10 protein-coding genes and 2 tRNA genes are annotated in these 6,395 nt (G+C 72.8%); 4 read left to right on the plus strand and 8 right to left on the minus strand.

Features of this window, described 5'->3' with window-relative positions; all coding sequences use genetic code 11:
- Positions 1-214: 214 nt before the first annotated feature.
- On the plus strand, positions 215-940 hold the full coding sequence (locus tag K6I33_RS29725; RefSeq protein ID WP_229357644.1) for an exonuclease domain-containing protein: 726 nt from the start codon (positions 215-217) through the stop codon (positions 938-940).
- 74 nt (positions 941-1,014) lie between these two features.
- Here the strand turns inward: K6I33_RS29725 and K6I33_RS29730 are convergent.
- The 4 genes from K6I33_RS29730 to K6I33_RS29745 form a co-directional block, all read right to left on the minus strand.
- A tRNA-Val gene (locus K6I33_RS29730) sits at positions 1,015-1,086 on the minus strand.
- A gap of 61 nt (positions 1,087-1,147) precedes the next feature.
- Positions 1,148-1,627 (minus strand): SRPBCC family protein, encoded by a 480-nt coding sequence (locus K6I33_RS29735; RefSeq protein ID WP_229357645.1) that lies wholly within the window; start codon positions 1,625-1,627, stop codon positions 1,148-1,150.
- 69 nt (positions 1,628-1,696) lie between these two features.
- A tRNA-Val gene (locus tag K6I33_RS29740) sits at positions 1,697-1,768 on the minus strand.
- Positions 1,769-1,854: 86 nt separating this feature from the next.
- Positions 1,855-2,286 carry a TIGR02611 family protein gene (locus K6I33_RS29745; RefSeq protein ID WP_229357646.1) on the minus strand — a complete coding sequence of 144 codons (432 nt, stop codon included), beginning with the start codon at positions 2,284-2,286 and terminating at the stop codon, positions 1,855-1,857.
- A gap of 191 nt (positions 2,287-2,477) precedes the next feature.
- Here K6I33_RS29745 and K6I33_RS29750 point away from each other — a divergent pair, with 191 nt between their 5' ends.
- Together K6I33_RS29750 and K6I33_RS29755 are read left to right on the plus strand one after the other, a co-directional pair.
- Positions 2,478-2,891 (plus strand): SsgA family sporulation/cell division regulator, encoded by a 414-nt coding sequence (locus K6I33_RS29750; RefSeq protein ID WP_003959770.1) that lies wholly within the window; start codon positions 2,478-2,480, stop codon positions 2,889-2,891.
- A 209-nt stretch (positions 2,892-3,100) separates the two neighbouring features.
- Positions 3,101-3,634, plus strand: a complete 534-nt coding sequence (locus K6I33_RS29755; RefSeq protein ID WP_229357647.1) for a CGNR zinc finger domain-containing protein — start codon at positions 3,101-3,103, stop codon at positions 3,632-3,634.
- Positions 3,635-3,655: 21 nt separating this feature from the next.
- Here K6I33_RS29755 and K6I33_RS29760 read toward each other — a convergent pair whose 3' ends face one another.
- Positions 3,656-3,796, minus strand: coding sequence for a hypothetical protein (locus K6I33_RS29760; RefSeq protein ID WP_164737750.1), 141 nt, complete (start codon positions 3,794-3,796; stop codon positions 3,656-3,658).
- Between the two features lie 79 nt (positions 3,797-3,875).
- Positions 3,876-4,295, minus strand: coding sequence for a hypothetical protein (locus K6I33_RS29765; RefSeq protein ID WP_229357648.1), 420 nt, complete (start codon positions 4,293-4,295; stop codon positions 3,876-3,878).
- Between the two features lie 167 nt (positions 4,296-4,462).
- On the opposite strand from K6I33_RS29765, the gene K6I33_RS29770 reads away from it, so the two are divergent.
- Positions 4,463-4,969 (plus strand): DsbA family protein, encoded by a 507-nt coding sequence (locus tag K6I33_RS29770; RefSeq protein WP_229357649.1) that lies wholly within the window; start codon positions 4,463-4,465, stop codon positions 4,967-4,969.
- A 65-nt stretch (positions 4,970-5,034) separates the two neighbouring features.
- Here the strand turns inward: K6I33_RS29770 and K6I33_RS29775 are convergent, their stop codons facing one another.
- A complete protein-coding gene (locus K6I33_RS29775; protein WP_229357650.1) occupies positions 5,035-5,856 on the minus strand; it encodes a GNAT family N-acetyltransferase in 822 nt (273 codons plus the stop codon).
- Positions 5,857-5,914: 58 nt separating this feature from the next.
- On the minus strand, positions 5,915-6,395 hold a 481-nt coding region (locus K6I33_RS29780), incomplete at its 5' end, for an aminotransferase class IV (RefSeq protein WP_229357651.1).

The raw sequence follows: 6,395 nt of genomic DNA on the forward strand, positions 1-6,395 counted from the left end.
GGTCACGGGGGCGGCCGGGTCGGGCTGAGCGAGCGCCATGTCCGAAAAACCTTCCGGGCTCGCCGGTGCGGGGTGCGTAAAGGGTCGTACATCTGTGTTGTCTCCAGACGAACTCCCCGGCAAACAGGGGCGGTTCGGGTACCCGGATGCCCGGGTATCACCTGGCGGGGAGGGGAAACACGCCATGTGTCGGACAAGCGCGAGGAGTTGTGCCATGCCGTGCTGGTTCGAGGGGCCGCTCGCGGCCTTCGACACCGAGACGACCGGGGTGGACGTGGAGCGGGACCGGATCGTCTCGGCGGCCTTTGTGACGCAGTCGCAGCCGGGGGCGGTGCCGGTCATCACCCGGTGGCTGGTGAATCCGGGGGTCCCCGTGCCGGAGGAGGCCACCGCGATACACGGGCTGGACGAGGAACATCTGCAACGGAACGGCCGGTGGCCGGCGCCGGTGATGGAGGAGGTGGCCCGGTCGCTGGCGGGTCACGCGGCGCGCGGGACGCCGCTGGCGGTGATGAACGCGCCGTTCGACCTGACGATGCTGGACCGGGAGTTGCGGCGGCACCGGGCGTCGTCGCTGGCCGGCTATCTGGGGGGCGCCTCGCTGTGCGTGCTGGACCCCTGGGTGCTGGACAAGCACCTCGACCGCTACCGCAAGGGCCGTCGCACGCTGGCGGACCTGTGCCGGCAGTACGGGGTCGAGCTGACGGGCGCCCATGACGCGGCGGCGGACGCGGTGGCCACGCTGGAGGTCGTCCGGGCGGTGGGGCGGCGGTTCGCCTCACGGCTGGAGCGGCTGAGCCCGCCGGAGCTCCACACCCGGCAGGCGGTGTGGCACGCGGCGCAGGCGCGCGGCCTCCAGGCGTGGTTCGCGCGCAACGGCTCCGAGGAGCAGTGCGATCCGGCGTGGCCGCTGCGGCCGGAGCTGACGGCGGCGGCGTGAGGCGCGGGGCCGCCGGGACGGCGGACAACGCGGAAGGCCGGTCCGTCACTTGACGGACCGGCCTTCCGGTGATGTGGGCGATACTGGGATCGAACCAGTGACCTCTTCGGTGTGAACGAAGCGCTCTCCCGCTGAGCTAATCGCCCGGGATTCCCGCCGGGTTCCCCCGGCGACGCACTGAACAATACAGGTCGCGGCGGTCGTCCTTCAAATCCCCGGGGCCCGGCGCTCCAGCAGGGCCCGTAGACCCCGGTGGCCGGCGCGCATCATCCACGCGTGGTTGGCGAGGAAGAGGGGGCGGCCGGGGAGGGCGAGGAGGCGCATCAGGGGTTTGCGGACGTCGACGTCCTGCTCGAAGCGGGCGACGCTGCCGCCGGTGCCATGGGGGCGGATCGTCCAGCGGGCCCAGCCCTCGAGATCGCCGGTCATGACGATCTCCAGGACCCGGGCGACGGGGTCGCGCCGGCTCTCCCGGGCGCTGATCACGAGCTCGTAGGGCAGCAGGGAGCGGAAGCGCACGGTGCCGCTGATGCCGTCGGCGGGCTCGACGCGGCGGACCTGCGGCCACCAGGCGGGGTAGCCCTCGCCGTCCTCCAGCACGGCGTAGACGGCGTCCGGCGGCGCGGGCAGGGTCCACTCGTCGCGGAAGCGGTAGTGGTGGACGGAGGGCGTACGACGACGCGGCATGCCTGCCAGGGCATACGAAAAACCGAGGGTCCGCAAGGGGTGAACCTCGCGGACCCTCGGTCCGTTACGTGGGCGATACTGGGATCGAACCAGTGACCTCTTCGGTGTGAACGAAGCGCTCTCCCGCTGAGCTAATCGCCCGGGCGCACCGCAAACATTACCGCATGTCAGACAGTGCCCCGAACCACACGCGCACCACGCGTGCCTGGTCAGGGGCGCGGCCGGGGTCAGTCGCCGGCCCGCCACGGCATCTCGAACCCGTACTGGGCGACATACGCGGCCACCAGCCCGCCGACGATCACCAGCCCGGTGACGGTGAGGGCGATGTTGCGGCGGCGCACCCTGGGGTCGAGCGCGCGCTGGGCCGCCTCGGTGACCTTGCGCTTGGTCCAGCGGAGCACGAGCTGGGCCCAGACGAACTCGGTGGCCCAGATCGCCATGCCGGCGAAGATCACCAGCCAGCCGGGTCCGGGCAGGGGCAGCATCACGATCCCCGCGACGACCACCGCCAGCCCGACGACGAAGACGCCGGCCTGCCAGCTCAGATGCAGGGTCCGGGAGCGCCGGACGAAGTGCGGGGCCCGGGAGCCGAGCCGCTGCCGGTCGGTGCCGGGGCCCTCGGCCCCGACGGCGGTCCGCTGGTCACTCTCCGCGTTCATACGACCCAACGTACCGGAAAGTCCGGAACTCACCGGTTCGGCGGTACCCGCGCCGAGACGACTCGGCCGTCCGAGGTATCCGAACAGCCTCAAAACGGTCAGAGGGGTTTACAACGGCACCGTAGGTGGCATGTCGATTTCGCCGACGTGCGAATCCCCGAGCGCACACTGAGCGAAAGGCCCTGGCGCTTATGAACACCACGGTCAGCTGCGAGCTGCACCTGCGCCTCGTTGTGTCGAGCGAATCCTCACTGCCTGTTCCCGCAGGCCTGCGGTACGACACGGCCGATCCGTATGCCGTGCACGCCACCTTCCACACCGGAGCCGAAGAGACGGTCGAGTGGGTCTTCGCCCGCGACCTGCTCGCGGAGGGCCTCCACCGGCCCACCGGTACCGGCGACGTCCGCGTGTGGCCCTCCCGCAGTCACGGGCAGGGCGTCGTCTGCATCGCGCTGAGCTCACCGGAGGGCGAAGCCCTCCTGGAGGCCCCGGCGCGCGCCCTGGAGTCGTTCCTCAAGCGGACCGACGCCGCCGTTCCGCCAGGCACCGAACACCGTCACTTCGATCTGGACACCGAGCTCTCGCACATCCTGGCCGAGAGCTGAGGTTACGGACCGGAGCTGACCGGGCGCGCCGGCCCACTCGGGGAGGCCGCGCGCCACATGTCCCGCCCCCACGCGGGGCACGACACCGCGCCGTCACCGTGGAACCACCACGGGCGACGGCGCTGTCGCGCTCCGGAGCCGCTAAAGTCTGCTCCCCGCGGTCGAACACTTGCCGCCTTCGTCCGTCCGGCCAGGGGAGCGAACGATCCGTGCTGATCAACCACGACACCCGGCGCACGCTCGACAGCGTCGTCGATCTGCTGAACACCGACCTCGACGGGCTGCCCGCGCTGCGGGCGTTCGCCGGGCGGCACGAGATCAACGGCATCGGAACGCTCGGGGAGCAGGACCTGGCGGCCGTGCGGTCCATACGCGACCGGCTCACCCAGGTGTTCGACGCCCATGACGCAACGACCGCGGCGGGCCTGCTGAACGCCCTGGTCGCCGAGGCGGGCACCACGCCCCGGCTGACCGATCACGACGGCCACCCCTGGCACGTCCACTACTTCGCGCCCGGCGCCTCGCTCGCCGAGCACCTCGCGGCGGACGGCGGCATGGCGCTGTCGTTCCTGCTGGTGGAGGGCGAGCTGGAGCGGCTGCGGCGCTGTGCGGCGCCGGGCTGCGGGCGTGCCTTCGTCGACCTCTCCCGCAATCGCTCACGGCGCTACTGCGACGGCCGCACCTGCGGCAACCGTCTGCACGTCGCCGCCTACCGGGCCCGCCGCCGGGAGGCCGGGGACTGACCGGGCGGCGGTCCCGGCGCGTCACCAGCGGTAGAGGTCGTGCACGGCGGTCAGCAGGATCAGCGTCCCGACAAAGGCCAGGAAGAACATCAGCGGCGGTTGGGACAGCGCGAACAGGCAGCCGCGCGGTTCATCGGTGATCTCGGCCGGTTCGTCGTTCATCTCCAGGAGATCATGGCGCGGCGCGGCCGCTCCCCCTCACCAACACGTCACTCATGAGAGGGAGTTCGTCGGAAGTTCGTCAGATTCCGTGTTTCTTCAGTATCGCTTCGATGTCGGAGAAGTCCTCGTCGCCCGAGGCGGGCTTCCCCCGGCGCGCGGGCCCGAGCGAGGGCGCGGAGGCGGCGGGCGCCACCGTGCCGCGGCCCGGCGCCTCACCGGCCGCCCGGCGTCCCTCGCGACGGCCGCCCCGGCGGTCGGCCGCCCGCCCGGCCAGGAAGAGCAGGGCCGACAGCGCCAGTACGCCGAAGCCCGCCCACACGGTCGGCTTGAGGACCAGCCCCGTGAGCCAGTCGACGACGCCCGTCATGACCAGCCCGACGGGGATGAGCGACCACGCCGCCAGGCGGATCGCGGCGCGGAAGCGCTTGCGGTACGCCGTCACCAGGGCGATGCCCAGGCCTGCGGCGGACACCGCGGCGCATACGGTCGAGGTCAGCATCCGGGTCCTCCCGCCGGTGACGTCCTTCCGCCTTCCATCGTGCACCGGGCGCCCCCGGAACGGCCATGAACCGGCCCGGGATCGGGGAGATCTCCGGGTCGCCCCCGGGTCTTCTCCTCCCCGGGGGCGAGACGGCACCCCCCGGCACGGGCTGGAAGACTGGCCCCATGAGCGATTCCGACACCTCCCGCGCCGTGCTCGACGTCTGGTGCGAGCTTCAGTGCCCCGACTGCCACCAGGCCCTCGACGACATCCGGGCGCTGCGCGCCCGCTACGGCGACCGGCTGGAGATCCGGCTGCGGCACTTCCCGCTGGAGAAGCACAAGCACTCCTACGCGGCGGCACAGGCCGCCGAGGAGGCCGCCGAACAGGGCAAGGGCTGGGAGTACGCCGAGGCCGTGCTGGCGCGGACCGAGGAGCTCGGCGCCCGGGGCGAGCAGGTGCTGGTCGCGATCGCGAAGGAGCTGGGGCTGGACGCCGACGAGGTGGACACCGCGCTCATCGACGGCCGCCACATGCTGATCGTGGACGCCGACCAGGCCGAGGGCAAGGCGATCGGCGTGACCGGCACGCCCACGTACGTGATCGACGGCAAGCGGCTGGACGGCGGGAAGAGCCAGGAGGGGCTTCGCGAGCGGGTCGAGGAGATCGCGGACCGGCTTCTCGCCGCTTAGCTACGGCCGCGGGCCGTCCGTGGCCGGTCGCGCAGTTCCCCGCGCCCTTTACGGGGCGCACCCCCTCACAGCAGCGGCTTGTACAGATCGATCTCCGTCGGCTCGTAGCCAAGGGACTCGTACAGCCGCAAGGCCGCCGCGTTCCCGGCGAAGACGTTGAGTCCCATCGAGCGGGCTCCGGCCGCCAGGCCCTCCCGCTCGGCGAGGTGCATCAGGCTGCGGCCGTGGCCCCGGCGCCGGTGGGCGTCCGCCACCTCGACGTCGTAGACGAACGCCCACCCGTCGCGGAGCACCACCCACAGCGTGCCGACGTCCACGCCTTCGTGGGCGAGGACGCGGAAGACGCAGCCCGGGCTGGCCAGCCCCCGGGGCTGTGCCGAGGCGTCGTCCCGGGCGGCCCGGGCCTCGGCCCGGTCGCGGGGCACGCCGCGCTCGGCCCAGTCCTGGGCGTAGGCGACCAGGGCGCGCGCCCGCCAGCTCCGGTGGAACTCCTCGTCCATGGGCCGGGCCGTGCTGCCCGCCGGGAGGCCGGGGGTGGCGTCCAGCGGTTTGGCCATGCCGCGGGCGCGCTCCGTGTAGCCGAGCGCGCCCATCAGCCCCAGCGCCGTGGCCGCGTCGGCGGGGACGGTCGCCAGCACCTGTCCGCAGCCCCAGCCGCGCAGCACCTCCTCGGCGGCCAGCAGGGCGACCGTGCCGCGCCCGCGGTGCCGGTCGCGCTCGTCGACGGCGAGCCGGGTGATCCTGCCGAAGGCCGGGCCGAAGCGGGTGTCGGTGGTGAGGCCGATCCTGCCGACGGGCCTGCTGTTGACGCAGATGTCGTAGGAGCGGGACCTCCGGCCGTCCGGGTCTCGTCGCTCGGGTGCGGTGGGGCGCAGCGTGGTGGTCACGTTGGTGTTGTACCGGGCCCCGGCCGCCCCGTCACCCACGTCCCGTCGATTGAGGGCTCTACGGATCGATGTCCGCCGCCGAGCGCTCCTCGAAGATCCGCATCGCCTTGGCCGTCACCGGGCCGGGGGCGCCGGGCAGTTGACGGCCGTCGAGGGCGCGGACGGCCTGGACGTCGCGGAGGGAGGAGGTCAGGAAGACCTCCTCGGCGCGCTCCAGGACGTCGAAGGGCAGCTCGGTCTCCTTGGCGCCGGCCCATTCGACGACGAGGGCGCGGGTGATGCCGGGCAGGCAGCCCGAGGAGAGCGTGGGGGTGTGGAGCTCGCCGTCGAGGACGACGAAGACGTTGGAGCCGGTGCCCTCGCAGAGCGCGCCGACGGTGTTGGCGAACAGCGCCTCGGTGGCGCCGTGGGCGCGGGCGTGGGCGAGGGCGACGACGTTCTCCGCGTACGAGGTGGACTTGGCGCCGGCGAGGGCGCCGCGCTCGTTGCGGGTCCAGGGGACGGTCACGGCGGCGGTGGCGGGGGCCGGGGCCGTGTGC

It is taken from the genome of Streptomyces sp. UNOB3_S3, from assembly GCF_020740895.1.
Classification (GTDB): domain Bacteria; phylum Actinomycetota; class Actinomycetes; order Streptomycetales; family Streptomycetaceae; genus Streptomyces.

What these genes read in the sequence shown, in the direction of transcription:
- K6I33_RS29725 (WP_229357644.1), top strand. Translation starts at nt 215, where the DNA reads ATGCCGTGCTGGTTCGAGGGGCCGCTCGCGGCCTTCGACACCGAGACG.
- K6I33_RS29735 (WP_229357645.1), bottom strand. Translation starts at nt 1,627, where the DNA reads ATGCCGCGTCGTCGTACGCCCTCCGTCCACCACTACCGCTTCCGCGAC.
- K6I33_RS29745 (WP_229357646.1), bottom strand. Translation starts at nt 2,286, where the DNA reads ATGAACGCGGAGAGTGACCAGCGGACCGCCGTCGGGGCCGAGGGCCCC.
- K6I33_RS29750 (WP_003959770.1), top strand. Translation starts at nt 2,478, where the DNA reads ATGAACACCACGGTCAGCTGCGAGCTGCACCTGCGCCTCGTTGTGTCG.
- K6I33_RS29760 (WP_164737750.1), bottom strand. Translation starts at nt 3,796, where the DNA reads ATGAACGACGAACCGGCCGAGATCACCGATGAACCGCGCGGCTGCCTG.
- K6I33_RS29765 (WP_229357648.1), bottom strand. Translation starts at nt 4,295, where the DNA reads ATGCTGACCTCGACCGTATGCGCCGCGGTGTCCGCCGCAGGCCTGGGC.
- K6I33_RS29770 (WP_229357649.1), top strand. Translation starts at nt 4,463, where the DNA reads ATGAGCGATTCCGACACCTCCCGCGCCGTGCTCGACGTCTGGTGCGAG.